The organism is Streptomyces sp. NPDC107550 (assembly GCF_055639095.1).
In genome coordinates this window covers 313,586-335,812 of sequence record NZ_JBVKBC010000003.1, presented here as the reverse complement: position 1 = coordinate 335,812, position 22,227 = coordinate 313,586, and the positions used below count along the sequence as shown (strand labels likewise).

The following is a 22,227-nucleotide window of genomic DNA, read 5'->3' as shown; positions in this document are numbered from 1 at the left end:
AGGCACAGCAGGCACGGCAGGCACGGAGGCGGCGTCGGTGTCGCCCGTCACACCTCGTTCCACGCGTGGCACCTCTTTCGTCCGCATCGCGCCCACCCTTCGCCCTCCTGCCCCGCGCTGTCTATGACCATCGCCACGTGAGACGCGATCCACAGCAACCTCTGAGCCCCCGGCGGCGTCCGCCACCGTCTCACACGCCTTCCGTATCGTGCCCGCCGAAGGCCCGCTCCCACCCCGTACGCGACCGGCGAAACCCCGGTTCCGGCGGGCGGCCCGCTGCCAAAATGGCCCGCATGACCACGCCGAACGCCACCGAAGAAGACCGCCCCGTCGTCCTCGACCGCCGCACCGGCCCGCACGGGGAAGTGGTCCTGCGCCGCCATGGCGCCCTCCTCCAGATCATCGCCAACGGCACGTTCCTGATGGACACCTCCGACGGCCGTTCCGAGCGGCTACTGATGGACGCGGCGCTCGACGCGCTCGGCCCGCGCGCGGAGCGGCCGGCCGTGCTGGTGGGCGGGCTCGGCGTCGGGTTCTCCCTCGCGCACGCCGCCGCGGACCCGCGCTGGGGGCCCATCACGGTCGTCGAGCGGGAGCGCGCGATCATCGACTGGCATCTGGCGGGCACGCTGCGGGAGCTGTCCGCCGAGGCGGTCGCCGACCCGCGTACGGAGATCGTCGAGGCGGACCTCGTGACGTACGTACAGGAGAGCGGACGCATGTTCGACGCGCTGTGTCTGGACATCGACAACGGACCGGAGTGGACGGTCACGGAGGGCAACGGCGGGCTGTACTCACCGGCCGGTCTCGCGGCCTGTGCGGCACGCCTGCGACCCGGCGGTGTGCTGGCGGTATGGTCCGCACAGCCGTCAGCAAATTTCGAAGGAACCTTGCGGAATGCCGGATTCCGGGCGGTCCGTACGCAAGAGATCCCGGTTGTCCGAGGCGTACCCGACGTGGTGCACCTCGCAGTACGGCCCGCGTAGCCGACCGGCGGTAACTCCCCGTACGCTGACGTCCGAAACCCAGATCATTCAAGCGTCAAGCGCGTCACGACGGCGCGCATTCAGGGGCGGGGCGATGGAGCAGACACACACCTCCCACAACGGCAGCACGGCGACCCCGGGCGCCCAGCGGCGGGTCCTGGTCGTCGAGGACGACCCCACGATCGTGGAGGCCATCGCCGCCCGGCTGCGGGCCGAGGGATTCCTGGTGCAAACCGCGACGGACGGCCCGGCGGCGGTCGACACGGCCGAGGCATGGCAGCCCGACCTGCTGATCCTCGACATCATGCTGCCCGGCTTCGACGGCCTGGAGGTCTGCCGCCGCGTGCAGGCCGCGCGCCCGGTGCCGGTCCTCATGCTCACCGCGCGCGACGACGAGACGGACATGCTCGTCGGGCTCGGGGTCGGCGCGGACGACTACATGACCAAGCCGTTCTCCATGCGGGAGCTGGCCGCGCGCGTGCACGTGCTGCTGCGCCGGGTCGAGCGGGCCGCGCTGGCCGCCGCCACGCCCCGCAGCGGCATTTTGCGCCTGGGCGAACTGGAGATCGACCACGCGCAGCGCCGCGTCCGGGTGCGCAGCGAGGACGTGCATCTGACGCCGACCGAGTTCGACCTGCTGGTCTGCCTGGCGAACACGCCGCGCGCCGTCCTCTCCCGTGAGCAGCTGCTCGCCGAGGTGTGGGACTGGGCCGACGCCTCGGGCACCAGGACCGTCGACAGCCACATCAAGGCGCTGCGCCGGAAGATCGGCGCGGAGCGCATCCGCACCGTGCACGGCGTGGGCTACGCGCTGGAGACGCCGACCCCGTGAGCGCCGGAGACCGGACACCGCAGTCGGCTCCCCGCGCGCCGGGAAGACCGCTGCACCCGTACTGGGCGACCGGCGGACTGCGTCCGTTCTCGATCAAGGCGAAGCTCGGCACGCTCGTCGTCGTCTCGGTGTTCATCACCACGGGTCTGCTCATGGTGGCGATGTACACGGCGACCGAGCTGCGCTTCATCACGGTCTTCTCGATCATCGCCACGCTGCTGATCACGCAGTTCGTGGCGCACTCCCTGACCGCGCCGCTGGACGAGATGAACACGGTCGCGCGCTCCATCTCCCACGGCGACTACACGCGGCGCGTCAGTGGCGCCGACCGCCGCGACGAGCTGGGCGACCTCGCCGTCACCATCAACCGCATGGCGGACGAGCTGGCCGCGCAGGACCAGCAGCGCAAGGAGCTCGTGGCGAATGTCTCGCACGAGCTGCGCACCCCCATCGCGGGCCTGCGGGCGGTCCTGGAGAACGTCGTGGACGGCGTGATGAGCGCCGATCCCGAGACCATGCGGACCGCGCTCAAGCAGACCGAGCGGCTCGGCCGGCTGGTGGAGACCCTGCTCGACCTGTCCCGTCTGGACAACGGCGTGGTGCCGCTCAAGGCCCGCCGCTTCGAGGTCTGGCCGTATCTCTCGGGCGTGCTCAAGGAGGCCAACATGGCCGTCTCGCAGCGCGCGGGGCTCGCCTCGGGCTCCGGCACCCACACCCGTACGGACGTTCATCTGCACCTCGACGTCTCGCCGCCGGAGCTGACCGCGCACGCCGACCCGGAGCGCATCCACCAGGTCGTGGCGAATCTCATCGACAACGCCGTCAAGCACTCGCCGCCGCACGGCCGCGTCACCGTACGGGCCCGGCGCGGCCCCTATCCGGAGTCGCTGGACCTCGAAGTGCTGGACGAGGGGCCGGGCATCCCGAAGTCGGAGTGGCACCGCGTCTTCGAGCGGTTCAACCGCGGGGACGCGGGGAACGCGGCACAGGGCTCCGGCGGCGACGGCGGCACCGGCCTCGGCCTCGCCATCGCGCGCTGGGCCGTGGAGCTGCACGGCGGCCGGATCGGCGTGGCCGAATCGACGCGCGGATGCAGGATCAAGGTCACTCTTCCGGGAGAGCCCCGAACGCAAAGTTGACGTAGGGTTTCGGTCAGGCAGAGGTCAAGCCGCGCCGAGGCGTACCCGGGCACGCCAGGCGCGTACCCGGTCGTACCGAAACCCCGGTTGTTTCCCGCCATTTCCCGGCCCGAAACACGACTTCCGATGTGACTTACGTGACGGAAGCCCTGCCCCGCCTGCACGCGACCGCCGGGGAGGCGTAGCCTTTATTCCCGCTGTCCATCACCTTGTGAGAAGCGGAAGAGGGCGGTTCACGCCGTGTCGCCACAGTCCCCCAGTAACTCGAGCATCTCCACCGAGACCGACCAAGCCGGGCAGGGCAAAAACCCTGCTGCCGCCTTCGGCCCCAACGAGTGGCTCGTCGACGAGATCTATCAGCAGTACCTCCAGGACCCGAATTCGGTCGACCGCGCCTGGTGGGACTTCTTCGCCGACTACAAGCCCGGTGCCGCGGCCGCGGGGGCCGCGCCGACCGCCTCGTCGGCGCCGAAGCCCGCGTCCCCCGCCCCGGAGCGGACGGAACAGACCACTCCCGCGCAGGCCGCCCCGGCCGCGAAGCCCGCTGCCGCAGCTCCCGCACAGGCTGCCGCCGCGCCCGCTTCCGCGTCCCCGGCCGCGCCCGCCGCGCCGAAGCCGGCCGCCGCACCTGCCACTCCCGCACCGAAGAAGGCTGAACCCGTGACGACCGAGGCCCCTGCCGGCCCCGAGTTCGTGACGCTGCGCGGTCCCGCCGCCGCCGTCGCGAAGAACATGAACGCCTCCATCGAGGTCCCCACCGCCACGTCGGTGCGCGCCGTCCCGGTGAAGCTGCTGTTCGACAACCGCATCGTCATCAACAACCACCTCAAGCGCGCCCGCGGCGGGAAGATCTCCTTCACGCACCTCATCGGGTACGCGATGGTGCAGGCCATCAAGGCCATGCCGTCGATGAACCACTCCTTCGCGGAGAAGGACGGCAAGCCGACCCTGGTCAAGCCGGACCACGTCAACTTCGGTCTGGCCATCGACCTCGTGAAGCCGAACGGCGACCGCCAGCTCGTCGTCGCCGGCATCAAGAAGGCCGAGACGCTCAACTTCTTCGAGTTCTGGCAGGCGTACGAGGACATCGTCCGCCGCGCCCGCGACGGCAAGCTGACGATGGACGACTTCTCCGGGGTCACGGTCTCCCTGACCAACCCCGGCGGCCTCGGCACCGTCCACTCCGTGCCGCGTCTGATGCCCGGCCAGTCGGTCATCATGGGCGTCGGCTCGATGGACTACCCGGCGGAGTTCCAGGGCACCTCCCAGGACACGCTGAACAAGCTGGGCATCTCGAAGGTCATGACGCTCACGTCGACCTACGACCACCGCGTCATCCAGGGCGCCGCCTCCGGCGAGTTCCTGCGCATCGTGGCGAACCTGCTGCTCGGCGAGAACGAGTTCTACGACGAGATCTTCAAGGCCCTGCGCATCCCCTACGAGCCGGTCCGCTGGCTCAAGGACATCGACGCGAGCCACGACGACGACGTCACGAAGGCCGCCCGCGTCTTCGAGCTGATCCACTCCTACCGGGTCCGCGGCCACGTCATGGCCGACACCGACCCGCTGGAGTACCGCCAGCGCAAGCACCCCGACCTCGACATCAACGAGCACGGGCTCACTCTGTGGGACCTGGAGCGCGAGTTCGCGGTCGGCGGCTTCGCCGGCAAGTCCATGATGAAGCTGCGCGACATCCTCGGGGTGCTGCGCGACTCGTACGTCCGCACCGTCGGCATCGAGTTCATGCACATCCAGGACCCCAAGCAGCGCAAGTGGATCCAGGACCGCGTCGAGCGCCCGCACTCCAAGCCGGAGCGTGAGGAGCAGCTGCGCATCCTGCGCCGGCTCAACGCGGCCGAGGCGTTCGAGACCTTCCTGCAGACCAAGTACGTCGGCCAGAAGCGGTTCTCCCTGGAGGGCGGCGAGTCCGTCATCCCGCTGCTCGACGCGGTCATCGACTCCGCCGCCGAGGCCCGCCTCGACGAGGTCGTCATCGGCATGGCCCACCGCGGCCGGCTCAACGTGCTGGCCAACATCGTCGGCAAGTCGTACGCGCAGATCTTCCGCGAGTTCGAGGGCAACCTCGACCCGAAGTCGATGCACGGCTCCGGCGACGTGAAGTACCACCTCGGCGCCGAGGGCACCTTCACCGGCCTGGACGGCGAGCAGATCAAGGTCTCGCTGGCCGCGAACCCCTCCCACCTGGAGACGGTCGACCCGGTCATCGAGGGCATCACCCGCGCCAAGCAGGACATCATCAACAAGGGCGGTACGGACTTCACGGTCCTGCCCGTCGCCCTGCACGGTGACGCGGCCTTCGCGGGCCAGGGCGTCGTCGCCGAGACGCTGAACATGTCGCAGCTGCGCGGCTACCGCACCGGCGGCACGGTCCACATCGTCATCAACAACCAGGTCGGCTTCACGGCGGCGCCCGAGTCCTCGCGCTCCTCCATGTACGCCACCGACGTGGCCCGCATGATCGAGGCCCCGATCTTCCACGTGAACGGCGACGACCCGGAGGCCGTGGTGCGTGTCGCGCGCCTCGCCTTCGAGTTCCGCCAGGCGTTCAACAAGGACGTGGTGATCGACCTCATCTGCTACCGCCGCCGCGGTCACAACGAGTCGGACAACCCGGCGTTCACGCAGCCGCTGATGTACGACCTGATCGACAAGAAGCGCTCGGTGCGCAAGCTGTACACCGAGTCCCTCATCGGTCGCGGCGACATCACGCTCGAAGAGGCCGAGCAGGCGCTCCAGGACTTCCAGGGGCAGCTGGAGAAGGTCTTCACCGAGGTCCGCGAGGCCGTCTCGCACCCCGGCGAGGCGCAGGTCCCCGACCCGCAGGCCGAGTTCCCCGTGCCGGTGCAGACGGCGATCTCCCAGGAGGTCGTCAAGCGCATCGCGGAGTCCCAGGTCAACATCCCGGACCACTTCCACGTCCACCCGCGTCTGCTGCCGCAGCTCCAGCGCCGCGCCTCGATGATCGAGGACGGCACGATCGACTGGGGCATGGGCGAGACCCTCGCCATCGGCTCGCTGCTCCTCGAGGGCACCCCGGTCCGGCTGTCGGGCCAGGACTCGCGGCGCGGCACGTTCGGCCAGCGCCACGCGGTGCTGATCGACCGGGAGACCGGCGAGGACTACACGCCGCTGCTGTACCTCTCCCCCGAGCAGGCCCGCTACAACGTCTACGACTCGCTGCTGTCCGAGTACGCGGTCATGGGCTTCGAGTACGGCTACTCGCTGGCGCGTCCCGAGTCCCTCGTGATGTGGGAGGCCCAGTTCGGCGACTTCGTCAACGGCGCGCAGTCCGTCGTCGACGAGTACATCTCGGCCGCCGAGCAGAAGTGGGGCCAGACCTCCGGCGTCACGCTGCTGCTGCCGCACGGCTACGAGGGCCAGGGCCCGGACCACTCCTCGGCCCGCGTCGAGCGCTTCCTCCAGCTCTGCGCGCAGAACAACATGACGGTCGCCATGCCGACGCTCCCGTCGAACTACTTCCACCTCCTGCGCTGGCAGGTGCACAACCCGCACCACAAGCCGCTGGTGGTCTTCACCCCGAAGTCGATGCTGCGCCTGAAGGCCGCCGCGTCGAAGGTGGAGGAGTTCACGACGGGCGGCTTCCGCCCGGTCATCGGCGACGAGTCCGTCGACCCGAACGCGGTCCGCAAGGTCGTCTTCGTCGCGGGCAAGCTGTACTACGACCTGGAGGCGGCCCGCCAGAAGAACGGCGTGACCGACACGGCGATCATCCGCGTCGAGCGGCTGTACCCGCTGCCGGGCGCCGAACTGCAGGCGGAGATCGCCAAGTTCCCGAACGCCGAGAAGTACCTCTGGGCGCAGGAGGAGCCGGCGAACCAGGGTGCGTGGCCGTTCATCGCGCTGAACCTGATCGACCACCTGGACCTGGCGGTCGGCGCCGACGTCCCGCACGGCGAGCGGCTGCGGCGCATCTCGCGTCCGCACTCCTCGTCCCCCGCGGTCGGCTCGGCCAAGCGCCACCAGGCGGAGCAGGAGCAGTTGGTGCGCGAGGTCTTCGAGGCATAAGCCTCACGGCCCCGGCATGACGAAGGGCCCGGCACTCCTCGGGGGTGCCGGGCCCTTCGGCGTACCCGCCCGCGCACGGCGGTGGGGCGGGCGCGCGGGTCAGACGGGCTGCGGCTCGAAGTCCCAGTACGGGCGGAACCGGCGCCGCACGCTCACCGTGTGCGGGTGCTGGTCGCCCAGGGTCTCGGCGAGGCCCCGGATGACCTCCTGCTCCTTCTCGCCGGCCTCCTTGCCGCGCCGCAGCAGCCGCAGGTCGGTGGCGTGGGCGGCGCCGGCGGACAGGGCGAGGGGGTGCCGGACGCCCAGTACGTCGGCGGCGGTCTCGGCGGTGGCGAGGCTGAGTTCGGCGGCGCCTTCGACGTCCCCGGCGAGCGCGCGGGCGCCCGAGGTGTTCAGGGCGACGCCGAGCGTCCAGGGGTGGCGGTCGCCGACGGCGGCCCGCATCCTCGACAGGGCCCGCTCGGAGGTGTGCAGGGACTGGTCGCGGTCGTCGGACTCGGCCTGGACGAGCGCCAGGTTGCCGAGGACACCGGCGGAGAACGGGTGCCCGTCGCCGAGCAGCGCGGAGTGCCCGGCCGACGCCCGCTCGGCCAGCTCCTTGGCGCGTACGGGGTCGCCGTGGGAGCGCTGGAGGGTGGCGTAGTCGGCGAGCACGGCGAGGGTGTCGGGGTGGCTGGGCCCGTGCACCTGCTCGGAGCGGGTGAGCACGCTCTGCATCAGCGACTCGGCGCCCTGGTAGTCGCCGGAGCGGCGCAGGCACAGGGCGAGGTTGTGCTCGGCGCGCAGGGTCTGGGGGTGGTGGGCGTCCATGATCTGGCGGTGGACGCGGACGTTCTTCTCCTGCCGGGAGAGGGCTTCGGCGTAGCGGCCGAGCCAGCGCAGGAGGCTCGCGCAGACCGTGCCGCTCTCCAGGGTCGCCGGGTGGCGGGACTTGAGCACGCGCTCACGGCTCTGGAGGACGGCGAGGTCGATGGCGAGCGCCTCCTCGTAGTGGCCGAGCTGGGAGAGCACGGCCGCGTAGTTGTGCTGCTGGTCGAGGGTGCGCGGGTGCTGGTCGCCGAGCAGGCCGCGGTAGGCCTCCCAGACCTCCTGGAAGAGGTCGCGGGCCTCCTCGTACTGGGCGAGGGCCCACAGGGAGCCGCCGAGGCCCTGCTTGGCGAGGAGCAGGTCGTTGCTCGCGGGGGCGTGTTCCTCCAGGACGGCGACCGCGTTGCGTCCGGCGGCCTCGGCCTCGCGGTAGCGGCCGACGCGGCGGAGCATGATCTGGTGGTAGTAGTCGAGCCGCAGGAGGTTGCGGTCGGTGGCGGTCAGGCGCTGCTGCCAGCGGGGCAGGGCGCGCTGGATCAGTTCGAGGCCGGCCGCGTACTCGCCCCGTACGCGCAGGTAGTCGATGCAGTCCAGGAGCAGGCCCTGCACGTCGGGGTCCGCGCTGTCGAAGACGCCCGCGTGGTCGAGGTGCGGGATGATCTGCGCGTACCGCTCCCACAGGCGGGTGTCGTCGGGGTTGCGCGGGGAGGCGCTGACGAGGACGCGGCAGGCGGCCGCGGAGGCCTGTTCGCGCTCGGCCTCGGGCATGCCGGTGCGCAGATAGCTGTGGTACAGGTGGTGCATCTGGACGCTCTCGACGCCCTGGTCGGGGCGGGTGTCGGCGAGCGGGTAGTCCATGCGCATGACGGCGGTCGCCTCGTTGAGGCGGCGCAGGTTGCTGTGCCAGCCGATGGGGTCGGTGGCGAGCGATTCGAGGTAGGCGGGCAGGTCGCCGGGGCGGGCAGCCTGGATGAGCCCGACGGGGATCGCGTCGGGTGAGAAGAAGCCGAACAGCTTGAGGAGTTCAGCGGCGTCGGGGTGCTTCTCGCGGAGCATGTTCTGGGTGAGCGACCAGCTCGTCCACACGCTCTTCTTGTAGTCGTCGTCGGCGAAGCTGAGCCCGAACTCGTTGGGCCGGCCGCTGCGGATGCTCTCGATGTACGTCTCGACGGGCATCGTCTCGTTGATGGCGAGCCAGGCGGCTGTCTGGTTGACGAGGAGCGGGAGGTCCTGGACGGCTTCGGCGAGCGCGTCGGCCTGCCCGGGCGTGAGCCGGGGCGCGCGCCGGAGGGCGAAGGCGACGCTCTCGCGCCGGGTGAAGGAGTGGACCTCGATCTCGCGGGTGCGGCTGAACGCGGCCCAGTCCCGGGTGAGCGTGGTGATCAGGACGTGCCCTGGGCCGTCGGGCAGCAGGTTCTCGATGCCTTCGACGTTGTCGGCGCCGTCGAAGATCAGCAGCCAGTTGCGGTGCGGGCGGCCGTTGCGCAGGGTGCCCTGGACGGCGCGGATGCGGTCACCGGTCTCGCGTCCTGCGGGCAGTTCGAGGCGGGTGGCGAGTTCGGCGAGCTGCTCGCGGGCGGTGCCGGGGTAGCCGGAGTTGATCTGCCAGACGATGTCGTACTCGTTGCGGAAGCGGTACGCGTACTCGCGGGCGATCTGGGTCTTGCCGACGCCGGAGATGCCGCGCAGGACGCAGCGTTCGCCCTCGGCGCTGTCGGCGAAGACGGAGTGGATCTTCTCCAGGATCTCGTCGCGGCCGGTGAACCGCTCGTTGCGCGGCGGTACGTTCCACTGCGCCTGGTCGTCGTTGGGGAACCGGGGGCCTTCCTCGCCGTCGTCGGCGGGGCGGGGCCGCTCGACGCCGATACGGCGCAGCAGGCGGCGGCCGGCCTCGCGGGCGTCGAGGCCGAGGAGGCTGACGGGGGCGAGGGCGGCGGAGGCGGCGGGCAGGGCGCCGGTGGCGACGTTGACGGCGACGAAGCGGTCGGCGTGGTCGGCCATGACGGCGCGCAGGGCCTCGGCCCATTCGGTCATCGGGCGCGGGCCGAGGCCGAAGTACCAGTCGTCGAGGACGAGCAGGATGCGGCCGGGCGCTTCGAGCAGCCCGGTGAGGGCGTCGACCAGCGAGGTCTCCATCGCGGGGTCCCAGCGCAGCATGGCGGTGGAGATGCCCTGCTGTTCGAGCTGGTGCGCGATCCACGCGGCCCAGGGGCGGCTGGAACCCGCGTGACTGATGGTGATGAACTCGGCCATGCGACCGTCTCCCTGTCCTGACGCTCTGTTCTGTGAGCGAGCTGTCCTGCGAGCTGTTGCTCCGAGCTTGTGCTGCGAGCCGTGCTGCGAGCGGGTGCTGCGAGCTGTGCTGCTGCGGTGCCGGCCGCCGGGCCCGGGGCGCGGTGTGCGGCGGGCGGGGCGGGCGGCGGGTGTGCGGTGGATCGGGGGTGGACGGCACGGTAGTTGATGCGGGGGCCGTACCACCGGGGGCGCGTCGGTCACCGGCCGGTTTCGGCCGCGGCGCGACGGGGGCGGTCAGGGCGAGGCGCCTATCTCGGCGCGCAGCCGGCCGGCGATGTGGCGTATGAGGCGGGCCATGTCGGCGCAGTAGACGGTGGGGTGGCGGAAGCCGCTGTGGGCGAGGTAGCGGTGGGCGTAGTTGCCGCCGCCGCACACGTCCACGAGGGGGCAGTCGTGGCACTCGGTGCCGAGCGCGTCGCGGCCGAGGTGGCGGGCGGCTATGCCCGGGTGGTCGAGGGCCTCGTCGAGGCTGTTGCGGTGGACGTCGAGTCCGGTGCGCGGGGCGCCCTCGTAGGCCGTCTTGAGCGAGTCGACCTGTTCGATGGCGCCGTCGGTGTCGATGACGACGGCGGCGACCGGGGAGAGGCCGACGCCCTCGACGGCGCTGGGCCGGCCGAGGAGCAGGGCGATGATCTCCGCGAACATCCGGATGCTGACGGCCTCTTCGCGCTGCTCCCACCAGGCGTCGAAGGCGGCGGCGAGCCAGTCCCCGTACGGGGTGGGGCGGCTGTGCGGGAAGGGCAGGGCGCGGGGGTCGGCGGGGGCGACGCCGGGCGGCGGGTTGGTCCAGTTGTGGTGCGGGAGGAGCAGGTCGAGGCCGGGCGGGCGCAGCGCGAGGAGGCTGGTGACCACGGAGCGGGGGTCGTGTGCGAGGTCGATGGTGCACAGGATGCCCGCCCAGGTGCCGGGCCGGGCGGCGAGGAGGCCGACGGCGCGGGCGGCGGCGGGCCAGGAGGAGCGTCCGGCGTGGTCGGTGCGGCCGTCGTTGAGCTGCGCGGTGCCGCCGTCGAGGCTGAGGCCGACGCGGATGCCGGCGGCGGTGAGCGCGTCGAGGGCGTCGTCGGTGAGGAGCGTGCCGTTGGTCTGGACGCCGGCTTCGACCGCGCAGCCGGGCGGCAGTGCGGCGCGGACGGCTTCGACGTAGCGCAGGAGCGGTCCTTCGCCGGAGAGCAGGGGTTCGCCGCCGTGCAGGTCGACGCGGACCGAGCGCAGCCGGTGGGCGCGGACGTGCTCGGCGATGCGGTGGGCGGCGCGGCGCACGACGGTGTCGGGGACGCGGACGGGACGCTCGCGCCAACTGCCGTCGGCGCCCTCGTAGATGTAGCAGTAGGAGCAGGCGAGGTTGCAGCGGCTGTGCACCTTCAGGACGAACTGGCTGAACGGCACCGCCGCGACGCCGGAGCGGCGCAGCCCGGCGACGTCCAGGTCGCGCAGCGGCCACGCGGCGAGGGCGTCGGTGGGCAGGGCGCCGGGTCCGGCGGAACTCACCTGGGGTCCTGGGGGATCCCGTCCCCGTACATCGCCGTGGTCTCCTCCGCCCTGCGCGGGCGCGCGATGAGGGAGTCGAGGACCGCCCCGAGCACGGGGTGGTCGCTCCGGCCCCTCAGCTCCGCCAGATCGAGCCCCGCGAAGTCGGGCAGGGCGTCGCTGGGCGCGCTCACGGCCGGGGTCTGCACATCGCCTCCTCGGGACAATCGGCTAACCGGGCATGCCCCTTCGGCGCGGCCGGGAAACCCCGGCGCGTCACCGCGTGCCGCCCAGCCGCCGGATTCGGTCATCCGTGCGACGGACCTCGTCGGGGTCGGCGGCGGGGGTGCGGCCCCAGCGCTCGCGGGCGGCCCGGTACAGGGCGAGGGCGCGGGCGGGGCCCGCCAGATACTCCAGGACCTCGCCGCGGCCGTGCAGGGCGCGGGCGGCGGTGCGCGGGTCGCGGGCCTCGTCGGCCTCGCGGGCGGCGCGGGCGTAGGCGTCGTCGGAGCGGACCCACTCCTCGCGCTCCTGGGTGCGCTGGGCCAGCAGGTGGTGCAGCGCCCCGAGTTCGAGCAGGGCGGCGCTGCGCGGCGCGGGGTCGTCGCTGTCGCGCAGCCCCTGTTCCAGGGTCCAGCACGCTTCGTAGAGGTCGGCGATCATCGCCTCCGCTCCGTAGCGCCTGCGCAGCGCGCCCGCGAGGAGCAGCCTGCGCTCGATCGCGCCGGGGTGGCTCGGCGCGGTCTCGCCGACCGCTTCGCGCAGGCTGTGGACGGCTTCGGACACCGTGTTGGTGTCCTCGGCGCCTGCCGGCTCGCGCTGCGACTGGAGCAGCATCTGACCGTAGGACACCAGGAGTTCGGCCCGCTGTGGATCGCCTGGTCGCAACAGACTCAATGCCCGCTTCATCTCCGCCTCGGCCGTCTCGAATGCCGCTGGGTCTCGTTTCCAAAGCCACACGGACAGCCGTCCGCGCGCCGCGGCCTCCAGCTCCGGTGCGCCCTCGGCCCGCGCCGCGTCGGCGGCCCGCTTCAAGACTGCCCCCTCAGCGGCGGAACCGAACGGCTCCGCGCCCAGCGCATGTGCTTCGGCAAGATCAAAGAGCGCACGCGCGGGGGGTACGCCCGTGCCGCTCGCGCCCCCTTCGCCCGGTATCCCCGCGCCGAGCGCCGATGCCGCTTCCCGTGCCGTCTCGCGTTGTACGCGGGAGCCGGGGGGCGCGTGCCGGGCGGCGCGCAGCAGGGCGCCGCCGAGGGCGGACCAGAGTTCGGCGGGCGGGGCGCCGGGGCCCGGCCAGTGGGCGGTGAGCCTGCGCAGCACGTCGAGGGAGCGCTGGAGCGGGGCGAGGTCGCCGGCCGGTGAGCGGTCGAGGCGGCGGTCGACGACGGCGGTGTGCAGGGCGGCGCAGTCCAGGCGCAGGGGGGCGCTCAGCCGCGCCTGGTCGAGCGCGAGTTCGAGGGTGGCGAGGGCTTCGTCGACGAGGAGTTCGCCGTGGGCGCGGCGGGCGGCGTCCTCGGGCGGCCGTTGCCGTACGGCGTCCTCGACGAGGTGTTCGCCGCGGGTGCGCAGGACGTGGGCGAGGGTGAGGCGGGCGGCGCCGAGCGCGTCGGGGTCGGCGGCGGGGCGGGCGGCGAGCCGGTCGGCCTCGTGGCGGGCGACGTCCTCGGCCTCGGCGAGCCTGCGCGGGTCGCGCCATTCGTGCCAGGCGTGCAGCAGGGCGCGGGCGTACAGGCGTCCGCTGTCGGCGCGGCCCGCGGCCTCGGGGGTGCGCAGCAGGCGCAGGGCTTCGAGGAGGTCGTCGGCGCCGCCCTCCGTCTCGTACCGGCGCAGCCGCTGCTGGGCGGCGCGCAGGGGCGGGCCGGGGCGGCTGGGGGTGCCGGGCAGGGCGGCGAGGCCGCGCTCGAAGTGGCGCAGGACGAGATCGGAGACGGTGGCGAAGGGTTCGGGGACGCTGCCGGTGCCGCCGGTGGGGCGGCGGCCGGTGCCTTCGAGGTAGGCGACGACGGCGGCCGGGTAGTTGCGGGCGCCCCGGCCGAAGGTGCGTTCGATGTACAGGGCGCAGTGCTTGAGGACGAGGGCGGCTTCGCCCGCGCTGAGCCGTTCGAGGAGGAGGGAGCGCACGCGGGGCTTGAAGTCGAACCAGGGGCCGGTGCGGCTCTCCTGCTCGCGGGCAGGACCGCTGCCGGCGGGGCGCTGGGTGACGAGCCCGCCGAGCAGCACCTCGGCGAGTTCGGCGGGGCCGCTGCCGGGCTGCATGGTGCGCTGGACCAGCCGCATGACGGGCAGTCCGAGGGGGGCGGCGGCGAGGTGGACGGCGAGTTCGCGGGCGGCGGGAGAGGCCGTCTCGTCGAAGGCGACGAGCAACCGCTCGGCGTGGGCGCCCAGTTCGTCCCCGGTGTCGGAGTCGGCGAGGGGGGCGCCGGTGTCGGTGTCCGGGGGCGCCTGCGGTGGCCGGGGGGCGCGCAGCGGGGCGGCGGCGCCGCGCAACCGCAGCCCGCCGTCGGCGGCGACGAGGCGCGACCAGGTGCTCAGGGCCGCGGTGGTGGGCGCGAGGACGGGCACGTAGGAGCCTGCGGGGGGCGTCTCGCCGCGATGCCCGTGCGGCCGGAAGTCGAGCGCTTGGTACGGGCCTTGACGTCGCGTCAGTTCACCGGTGGCGAGGGGCAGGGCGGTGCGCGGCCAGAACCGGCGCGGCAGCGGCTGCACGACGGCGAGCGGCGCGTCGGCGACGAACCCGCGCAGCAGCCGCTGGAACGCGCCCTCGCGCCACAGCGGCCCGGTGCAGTCGCTGAGCAGCAGGTGGACGCGCATCCCGGACGGGTCGGCGATCTCCTGGGCGGGCCGCAGGACATGGCCGAGCCCGGGCTGCGCGGTGACGCCGAGACCCCGGCCGAGCGGATGCACGTACTGCACGACGACATCGCGGAACGCGCCGACCTGCACACAGGCGCGACGCAGTTCCTCCAGCAGGCCGTCCCACACGGCCATCGAGGGGGCGCCGTCCATCAGCAGGACGAGGTCGGCCGTGCGCCGCCGTACGGGACGCAGCACGGGCGTCAACATCCGTGTGGTGGCGAAGAGTTCAGCGGTCTGCGTCTCGTCCACCTCGCCGGGCCCGAACGCGCCGGGCGGCCGGTACCCGCGCAGGGCCCGCAGGGACCGCCGCAGCGCGGGCAGCGCGGGGATCCCGGTGAGCGTCGCCGGCTGTACGGGTCCGGTGGCGGCCGGGGCGGGGGCGGCGGCCGGGGCGGGCGCGGGCGCGGGGGCGCCGTCGAGGACGCCGAGCCCGCCGAGGGAGACGGGGGCGGCGCGCGGGCCGGGGAGCGGGCGGGCCGCCGGATTGACCGGATCCGATCGGTGCGCACCCGCCTCGCCGGGCGGCCCGGAGCCCGGGCCCGCGCCTTCCCCGGTCCCGTCCGGGGCGCCGGGTACGCCGCCGCCGTCCGGGCCCGCCGGCGATCCGTCCGGCGCGTCCGCCCGAGGGCCGGAGGGTCCGGAGGAGGCGCCGGCTGCGGGGTCGCGGGTCCACTGGGTGAGCCACAGCGCGTCGGCCAGCTCCCGCCCGTCGAGCAGGGTGCCGGCCGCGTCGAGGGCACCGACGAGCCGGGCGAGCGGGTCGGGAGAGGCGGGGGCGCCGGGTACATCAGGGCTGTCGGGCACGCCAGGCACGTCCGCAGGGGGCACCTCGGTCACCGGGTCCGGTCGAGCGGGCGCATCAGCTCGACGGAGAGCCGGGCGCGGGCCGCGCTGTCCTCGTCCCAGCCGGTCTGCCGTACGAGGTGGATCGCGTTGAGGAGCTGGTCGACGGCGAGCACGTCACCGGGGTCGCGGTCGAGGAACTGGTCGATGAGCGAGGCGTGTTGGACGTCGGCGCCCTCGCCGAAGTGGGCGCGGACCATCCCGGCGAGACGTTCGGCGTCGGGCGGCACCATCTCCAACTGCACACAGCGGCGGCGCAGCGGCGAGGGGAAGTCGCGTTCGCCGTTGCTGGTGAGCACGATGAACGGGAACGCCCGGCAACGCACCCGCCCTTGACGGACCGTCACCCGGTTTCCGTCGTCGGTGAGGACGTCGACCAAGGGCGCCACGTCCGCGATCCGCTCCAGCTCGGGGATGGTGAACTCACCCTCCTCCAGCACGTTCAGCAGGTCGTTGGGCAGGTCGATGTCGCTCTTGTCCAGCTCGTCGACGAGCAGTACGCGGGGCCGCTCGTAGGCGAGCAGCGCGGTGCCGAGCGGGCCGAGCCTGATGTACCGCCCGATGTCCGCGATCCCGGCCGCGTCCGCCTCGGCGAGGGTGTCCCGGATCTGGAGGTCCTGGAGCCGGCCGATGGCGTCGTACTGGTACAGCCCGTCGCGCAGTGTGCTGCGGCTGACCACCGGCCAGGACAGGACGCGGCCGAGCTTCAGCTCGTACGCCACCGAGTGCGCGATCGTGGACTTGCCGCTGCCCGGCTGGCCCGTCACGAGCAGCGGTCTGCGCAAGTACAGGGCCGCGTTGACCAGTTCGCGCTCCTCGGCGCCGGGCCGGTGCATCTGCGCCTGCCTGCTGCGCACCCCGAGCCGGCGCACCGAGGCGCTGTCCAGGTCGTCCGGGGGCGGCACCAGGGGACCGCCGTCGAAATCGCGCCACGGCGGGGGCGGGGGAAGCCGCAGGATGTCGTCGTGCGGGGCTCCGGCACCCCGGTAGATCAGCCACTCGCTCATGTGGGCCCCCTCCGCGACAGGCTGCCACGAAAATACTCGTCCGGCAGCCCCCACCCGATGCTTTCCGGTCTACCCGCCGAGCATGATCCGTCCACCCCTCGGACACCGTGGGGGCGTGCGGGTGGCGCGGACCGCGCGCCGGCCGCGCCGACCGCGCCGCGCGCCCGCGCCCCGAGCGCCCCCACCTCGCAGGCCCGCGCCCCCCGCGCCGTCACCCCGCCCCCCGCACCACTCCGGGCCCCGGCGGGTCGAGGGGGCCCGCGCCCGCCTCGGGGAGCGGATGATCGGGCGAGTCGTAGAAGAGGACGACGCCCCGGGTCCACCCGGCGCCCCCGCCCTCGCTCCGGGCCCGCCACAGCCGCCCCGGCAGCGCCCGTACCGACCCGTCGCCGTGCCCGAGCAGCCCGGCGACGCCGGCGCGGAAGTCGTCGCAGCCCCCGGCGCAGGCGTCGCCGACCCGATGGCCCTCGGCCCGCCACAGCGCCACCGGGTAGCCGAGCCCGACGGCCCGCTGGACCATGTCGCGCCCCACACCGGAGCCGACCTCCTGGCACAGCACCGGAACGGACCCGTGCGGGGCGCTCTGGAGCGCCCGCCGGTGCAGCGGCGCGGGCGGCCCGGCCGGCAGCAGCGGCAGCAGCCGCTGCGCGCCGAGGAGCCCGTGCCAGCGCTCCCGCCACTGCGCCCGCAGCGCTCCCGCGCTCTCCGGGTCGAGGAGCTGCCCGCGCCGTTCGATGTCCCGCAGCACGACGGGCCGGTCGACGCCCATGGGGCTGCGCGGCGAACTCGGGCGGGGGTCCTCCCGTATCTCCCAGTCGGCCACGGTCGCCGCGAACTGCGCGCCGGGCAGCGCCACTTCGAGCGGTACGGGGTCCTCGGGCGGGCGGGCCGCGTCGGCGACGGCGAGCACCTCGGCCAGCGCGTCCAGCGCCTCGGCGCGGGCCCGTTCGAACGGGCGGCCCTCGGCGGGCGGCGACACCGCCAGCTCCCAGCGCCCGTCCTCGTACCCCTTGTACAGCGACCACATGTACGTACTGACGTCCTCCTCGCCCTCGTCGAGGTAGGCGGGCGGCGGGGCGTGGTCGAACTCCAGGAGCACGGCGCGCGGGCGGGGGCGCAGACTGCCGAGCCGGGTGCGGGCCGCGGCGTCGAGCGCCTGGCCGCGCTTCATCGCGGACTCGTACAGCTCGCGCGCCCGCTCGGCCGCCGCGGGCTCCGGCGCGTGCGCGGTGACCCAGCCGGCCACCAGCGAGAGGTAGCGCAGGTGCACGGCGAGGTCGTCGTGGCCGCCGAAGCCGTGCAGCATGCCGTGGCCGTCGCGCCAGCCGACCGGGGCGACGCTCGCGCCGATGGACCGCCCGAGCGCGTCCCGGGCGAGCTGGCGCACGACGGCGGGCGTGGAGGGGCCGGGCACGGCGGCGAGCCGGTACAGCGCGTCGAGCCGGTCGAGCACGCCCCAGGTGCCGCGCCGCCGGGGCAGTTCGCGCTGGACGTCGGCCCAGGTGGGTTCGCCGTCGCCGTGCTCGGGGTGCTGCCGCCGCCAGTGCCAGGCGTCATGCAGCCGCATCAGCTCCTGATACGGCTCGTCGCCCAGATCGGGGGCGCCCGCCAGATGCGCGTCCCGGGTCAGTTCGCGCAGGGCGCTGACCGCGACGGCGAGCCCGGAGCCGCCGTCGCGGAAACGGGCCTTGACGACGCCCACGACCTCCCCGCGCTCCAGATCGACGAGCGGCCCGCCGGACGTCCCCGGACGCATGTCGACGTTCAGCCCGAACTTGATCCGGTTCCCCTTCGTGCTCCCGTGCCCGCAGGTCAGCCGCTCGGCGACGCAGGTGTCGTCGCCGTCCGGCGCGGCGAACCGGCCGAGCACCCCGCCGCCGTCCTCCCGCGCGAACTCCCCCGGCGGCCGGTCCGTCAGCCACACGCACCGCTCACGCGCGGGCTCCAGCGGCTCAAGGAGGGCGATCAGGGCGAGGTCGGGCACGATGCCCTCGACGGCCGCCGCGTACGTCTCCCGCTCCCCGCCCCCGCCGCCGCGCGGCACGGAGTTGCGGGGCATCGGCATGCAGTACGCGAGCCGCCCCGGCAGCACCTGCCCGTCCACGTACACCCCGACGTCCGGCTCCCCCTCCCCGCGCCCCGGCCGCCGCCGCCCGCTCCCGTCCACCAGCACATGAGCGCAGGTCAGCACCCACCCCGGAGCCACAAAGAACCCACTTCCCCAGAGGGGCGGCTTCCGGGTGTCCCGGGAAGGCGACGACCCCGAGGCGCCGGGGGCGGGTACGAGCAGGCCGGGTTCCGGGGTGCCGGGTTCCGGTGTGCCGGGCGCGGGGGTGCCGGGTTCCGGGGCGTCAGGGGCGGAGGGGCCGAGTCCCGGGGTGCCGGGTACGGGAGCGCCGGGTCCCGAGGTGCCGGGTACGGGAGCGCCGGGTACGGGAGTGCCGGGTTCCGGGATGCCGGGGGCGGAGGCAGGGGCGGCGAGTGCCGGGACTTCGGGTACGAGAGTGCCGAGCGCGGGAGTCGTGAACTCCGGGCCGACGGATATGAGGGCGCCGGGCGTCGCGGCGCCGGGTACAGCGGTGCCGGGTACAGCGGTGCCGGGTACAGCGGTGCCGAGGTCGGGGGTGTCGCGTTCGGGGTCGGGCACGATGTGGAGGTTGCGGCGAGCCGCGGGGACCGTTGCCGCGAGGGTGCCGGCGGCATCAGGGGTCCCCGGCGCGTGAGGAGCCCCGGGCGTCCCAAGAACCCCGGGCACCCCAGGAGCCCCGGACACCTCAGGAACCCCGCGCGCCCCAGGCGCCGCCTGACCCTCCGGAGCCCCGCGCGTCCCAAGAGCCGCCTGACCCTCCGGAGCCCCGGAACTCGCACGAACCCCGGACGCCCCAGGCGCCGCCTGATCCTCCGGCACCGGCGCCGCCACTCGCGGGGGCGGACCGATACCGACCGTCGCTTCCTCAGCGAGCTGCCACAATTGCTCCCGGTCCGGCGGAGCCATCACGCCTCGCCCAGACCGCCGCCGCTCCCCTGCCCGTCACCGCCCCCCGGATCCGTACCGCCCCCGCTCGCCCCACCCGCACCGGAGGCACCACTCGTACCGGAGTCATCACCCGTACCGGACGCACCGCCCGCCCCTGACCTGGCGGCGCGACGCGCGTCGTGCCGCCAGGTCAGGGTGATCGACAGATTGGCCTTGGCCTCGCCGTCCGCCAGCACGGCGACGGCCTTCCCGGGCTTGGCGCTCACCTCGATACCGAAGGTGACCGCCGTCTCGTCGGGCAGCGCGGCCGCGGTCGCCTCCCGCACGGAACGCGCCACGCCCTCCACGGTCTCCCGCAGCCCCTCGACGCGGGTCGTCACCGTCTCCCAGACGCCGACGTCCTCCCACAGGTCGTCGTCCGCCCCGCTGTCGAGGTCCAGCCGAGAGGCCCGTACCCACACCTCGGTGCCGTCCGGCAGCAGTATCGGCCGTATCGCGTCCCCCATGGCGCACTCCCCCGTCGCCGCGGCGCACCACGTCCCGTACGCCTCACAGGCTTTGATGAACCCTCAGGCTAACCCCGCCGGGCGGCCGGGGCGAGGGGCTCCGCGACACCGCCGTCCTGCCTATCCTGGCTAGGAACAGGGCCCTTCGGTACGGGCCCCCCGACAGCACGGAGCACCCCTTGTACTTCACCGACCGCGGCATCGAGGAACTGGAGAAGAGGCGCGGCGAGGAGGAGGTCACGTTCGAGTGGCTCGCCGAGCAGCTCCGGACGTTCGTCGACCTGAACCCCGACTTCGAGGTCCCGGTGGAACGCCTGGCGACCTGGCTGGCCCGCCTGGACGACGAGGACGACGAGGAGTGACCTAGGGCCTTCCCTTCGGGCCCGGCACCACGGCCCGCCGGCCCGCCGGCCCCACGGAACGTCGCCCACGCGCGCGGGCGGCGCGAAACGGGCGGGCGCTACTCACCCCACCAGCGCGGCACCCCGCCCGTCCGCCCGCGTCCCGCCGGCCTCCGCCGTCACCCCGCCGGGGGCGCCGTGCCCGGCCCGCATCCGGTCGTACGCGAGCCCCAGCGCCCCGTGCGCGAGCAGCACCGCCCCGGCGGTCAGCCAGCCCCCACTGCGCCGCCGCAGCCCACGCACGGCGAGCGGCACACCGGCCGCGAGCTGGGCGTACGCGAGCCCGCGCGCCTTCGGTCCGCGCAGCCAGGGCCCCAGACTGGTGTTCTCGACGACGTCGAGTTCCGCGCGCACGGCGTCACGCCAGCCGGACCAGGACACGGTCTCGACATGAGGCTGCACGCGCGCGACCTCGCGCAGACGGTCGGCGGGTTCGCCGGGCGTGAGGCCGGTGGGCAGGGTGAGCCCGGCGCGGGTCAGCACGGCGAGCAGGCCGAGCATCCGCGACCGCGCGTCCGCCTCACTGTCCGGTGCGGCGAGCGCCTCCAGGGACTGCATGTCGAGTACGGGATCGAGCCCGAGCCGCGCGGCGAACGTCCGCAGCGCCTCGCCCTCCCCCACCGGCGTCCCGTTCGCCAGCCATACGTATCCGACGGGCCGCCGGAAGCCCGACGCGAGCGTGAACCCGGCGCGGTCCGCGTCCCACCACAGCGCCAGCACCGGCCAGGGCGCGCCGACCGCGAGCGCCCCGGCCCAGCCGCCGAGCACGCGGTCGACGGGTTCGGCGGGCTCGCCGGTGCCTGGTCCGGCGGCGGCGAGCCAGGGTTTGCCCTCGGGCACGAGCACGCTCCACTCGCGTCCGGCGGGGGCGAGCAGCATCCGCTCACGCAGCAGTTGCGCGGCGGGTCCTACGACGTCGGGGGTGGCGCGGCACAGAAGGAGCGCGCCGGCGGGTTCAGGGGACGGCATGATCCCCACGCTAGGGCAAATCCCCCGAACCAGCCCACATGGCCCGCACGGATCCGGCCGAGCCGACACGGAAAGACACGACTGTCTCGCCTCCACTCCGCCCCCGCCCCCCCGCCCTCGATCCCTCCCCACCCGGATTCACCCTTGACTTCCGCGACCCACGATATATCGTGTTTGACAGTCAACGCGATATGGCGTGTTGGCCGCCGAGGAGGTCGTCCCATGCCCGAGTGGTCCGTCGCGGAGCCGCAGAAGCTCACGTTCGACGATCCGGTGACAGCCCTGCACGTCCGCATCGTCAACGGCACGGTGAACGTGGTGGGCACCGACGAAGGCGCCGCCCGCCTCCAGGTCTCGGAGCTGGAGGGCCCGCCGCTGCGGGTCACCCAGGACGGCGGCGTCCTCACGGTCGCGTACGAGGACCTGCCCTGGAAGGGGTTCCTCAAGTGGCTGGAGCGCAAGACCCCCCGCCGCAGCGCGGTCGTCTCCCTCGCGGTCCCGGCCGACACCCGCGTCGAGGTCGGTGTCGTCGGCGCGGGGGCCGTCGTCTCCGGCATGGCCGGGCGTACGGACGTCAAGGGCGTCACCGGCGACACGACCCTCGTCGGGGTGACGGGTCCGGTGCGGTCGAGCACGGTCTCGGGGAGCGTGGAGGCGCAGGCGGTCACCGGCGACCTGCGGTTCAGCTCGGTCTCGGGTGATCTGACGGTGGTGGAGGGCTCGGGCCGGCTGGTGCGGGCGGACACCGTCAGCGGCTCGATGATCGTGGACCTGGACCCGGCAGGACCGACCGACGTGAGCCTGACCAGCGTGTCCGGCGAGATCGCCATCCGCATCCCGCACCCGGCGGACACCGAGGTCGAGGCGAACACGGCGAGCGGCGCCGTGTCCAACGCCTTCGACGGGCTGCGCGTCTCCGGCCAGTGGGGCGCTCATAAGATCGCGGGGAGGCTGGGCGCGGGGACCGGCTCCCTGAAGGCGACGACCGTCTCGGGGTCGATCGCCCTGCTGCGCCGGCCGCCCGGCGAGGAGGACCCGTTCGACGCGGCGGGCCCGCGCGACACCGCCGCCGACCACGACAAGAAGGTGCTCTGA

Annotated in this window: 14 protein-coding genes; 6 read left to right on the top strand and 8 right to left on the bottom strand. The window is 73.7% G+C overall.

Annotated features, from left to right (window positions below):
- Positions 1-293: 293 nt before the first annotated feature.
- From ACZ7LY_RS06565 to ACZ7LY_RS06550, 4 genes are all read left to right on the top strand, one after another.
- Positions 294-986 carry a spermidine synthase family protein gene (locus ACZ7LY_RS06565; protein ID WP_471623398.1) on the top strand — a complete coding sequence of 231 codons (693 nt, stop codon included), beginning with the start codon at positions 294-296 and terminating at the stop codon, positions 984-986.
- Between the two features lie 94 nt (positions 987-1,080).
- Positions 1,081-1,818, top strand: a complete 738-nt coding sequence (locus ACZ7LY_RS06560) for a response regulator transcription factor (RefSeq protein ID WP_471623397.1) — start codon at positions 1,081-1,083, stop codon at positions 1,816-1,818.
- Positions 1,815-2,957 (top strand): sensor histidine kinase, encoded by a 1,143-nt coding sequence (locus ACZ7LY_RS06555; RefSeq protein ID WP_471623396.1) that lies wholly within the window; start codon positions 1,815-1,817, stop codon positions 2,955-2,957. The genes ACZ7LY_RS06560 and ACZ7LY_RS06555 overlap by 4 nt, the downstream gene beginning before the upstream one ends.
- Before the next feature lie 240 nt (positions 2,958-3,197).
- Complete coding sequence (locus tag ACZ7LY_RS06550; protein ID WP_471623395.1) at positions 3,198-7,004, top strand: multifunctional oxoglutarate decarboxylase/oxoglutarate dehydrogenase thiamine pyrophosphate-binding subunit/dihydrolipoyllysine-residue succinyltransferase subunit; 3,807 nt, start codon at positions 3,198-3,200, stop codon at positions 7,002-7,004.
- 99 nt (positions 7,005-7,103) lie between these two features.
- On the opposite strand, the gene fxsT is transcribed toward ACZ7LY_RS06550, so the two are convergent.
- From fxsT to ACZ7LY_RS06515, 7 genes are all read right to left on the bottom strand, one after another.
- On the bottom strand, positions 7,104-10,064 hold the full coding sequence (fxsT, locus tag ACZ7LY_RS06545; RefSeq protein WP_471623394.1) for an FxSxx-COOH system tetratricopeptide repeat protein: 2,961 nt from the start codon (positions 10,062-10,064) through the stop codon (positions 7,104-7,106).
- A gap of 276 nt (positions 10,065-10,340) precedes the next feature.
- The gene (locus ACZ7LY_RS06540) at positions 10,341-11,594 is read right to left on the bottom strand and encodes an FxsB family cyclophane-forming radical SAM/SPASM peptide maturase (protein WP_471623393.1); all 1,254 of its coding nucleotides are present in this window, start codon (positions 11,592-11,594) and stop codon (positions 10,341-10,343) included.
- Positions 11,591-11,782 (bottom strand): YxD-tail cyclophane-containing RiPP peptide, encoded by a 192-nt coding sequence (locus tag ACZ7LY_RS06535; protein WP_471623392.1) that lies wholly within the window; start codon positions 11,780-11,782, stop codon positions 11,591-11,593. Before ACZ7LY_RS06535 ends, ACZ7LY_RS06540 begins: the two co-directional genes overlap by 4 nt.
- 67 nt (positions 11,783-11,849) lie before the next feature.
- Positions 11,850-15,233, bottom strand: a complete 3,384-nt coding sequence (locus ACZ7LY_RS06530; protein ID WP_471623391.1) for an SAV_2336 N-terminal domain-related protein — start codon at positions 15,231-15,233, stop codon at positions 11,850-11,852.
- Positions 15,234-15,262: 29 nt separating this feature from the next.
- The gene (locus ACZ7LY_RS06525; protein ID WP_471623390.1) at positions 15,263-16,279 is read right to left on the bottom strand and encodes an AAA family ATPase; all 1,017 of its coding nucleotides are present in this window, start codon (positions 16,277-16,279) and stop codon (positions 15,263-15,265) included.
- 211 nt (positions 16,280-16,490) lie between these two features.
- Positions 16,491-18,926: a VMAP-C domain-containing protein gene (locus ACZ7LY_RS06520; RefSeq protein ID WP_471623389.1), complete on the bottom strand. Its 2,436-nt coding sequence runs from the start codon at positions 18,924-18,926 to the stop codon at positions 16,491-16,493.
- Positions 18,927-19,273: 347 nt separating this feature from the next.
- Complete coding sequence (locus ACZ7LY_RS06515; protein ID WP_471623388.1) at positions 19,274-19,762, bottom strand: CU044_2847 family protein; 489 nt, start codon at positions 19,760-19,762, stop codon at positions 19,274-19,276.
- A 179-nt stretch (positions 19,763-19,941) separates the two neighbouring features.
- Here ACZ7LY_RS06515 and ACZ7LY_RS06510 point away from each other — a divergent pair, with 179 nt between their 5' ends.
- Positions 19,942-20,124 (top strand): DUF6104 family protein, encoded by a 183-nt coding sequence (locus ACZ7LY_RS06510; RefSeq protein ID WP_005312030.1) that lies wholly within the window; start codon positions 19,942-19,944, stop codon positions 20,122-20,124.
- Positions 20,125-20,226: 102 nt separating this feature from the next.
- On the opposite strand, the gene ACZ7LY_RS06505 is transcribed toward ACZ7LY_RS06510, so the two are convergent.
- Entirely contained in the window at positions 20,227-21,132 is a 906-nt protein-coding gene (locus ACZ7LY_RS06505) for a hypothetical protein (protein ID WP_471623387.1), read from the bottom strand.
- A gap of 222 nt (positions 21,133-21,354) precedes the next feature.
- On the opposite strand from ACZ7LY_RS06505, the gene ACZ7LY_RS06500 reads away from it, so the two are divergent.
- Positions 21,355-22,227 (top strand): DUF4097 family beta strand repeat-containing protein, encoded by an 873-nt coding sequence (locus ACZ7LY_RS06500; RefSeq protein WP_471623386.1) that lies wholly within the window; start codon positions 21,355-21,357, stop codon positions 22,225-22,227.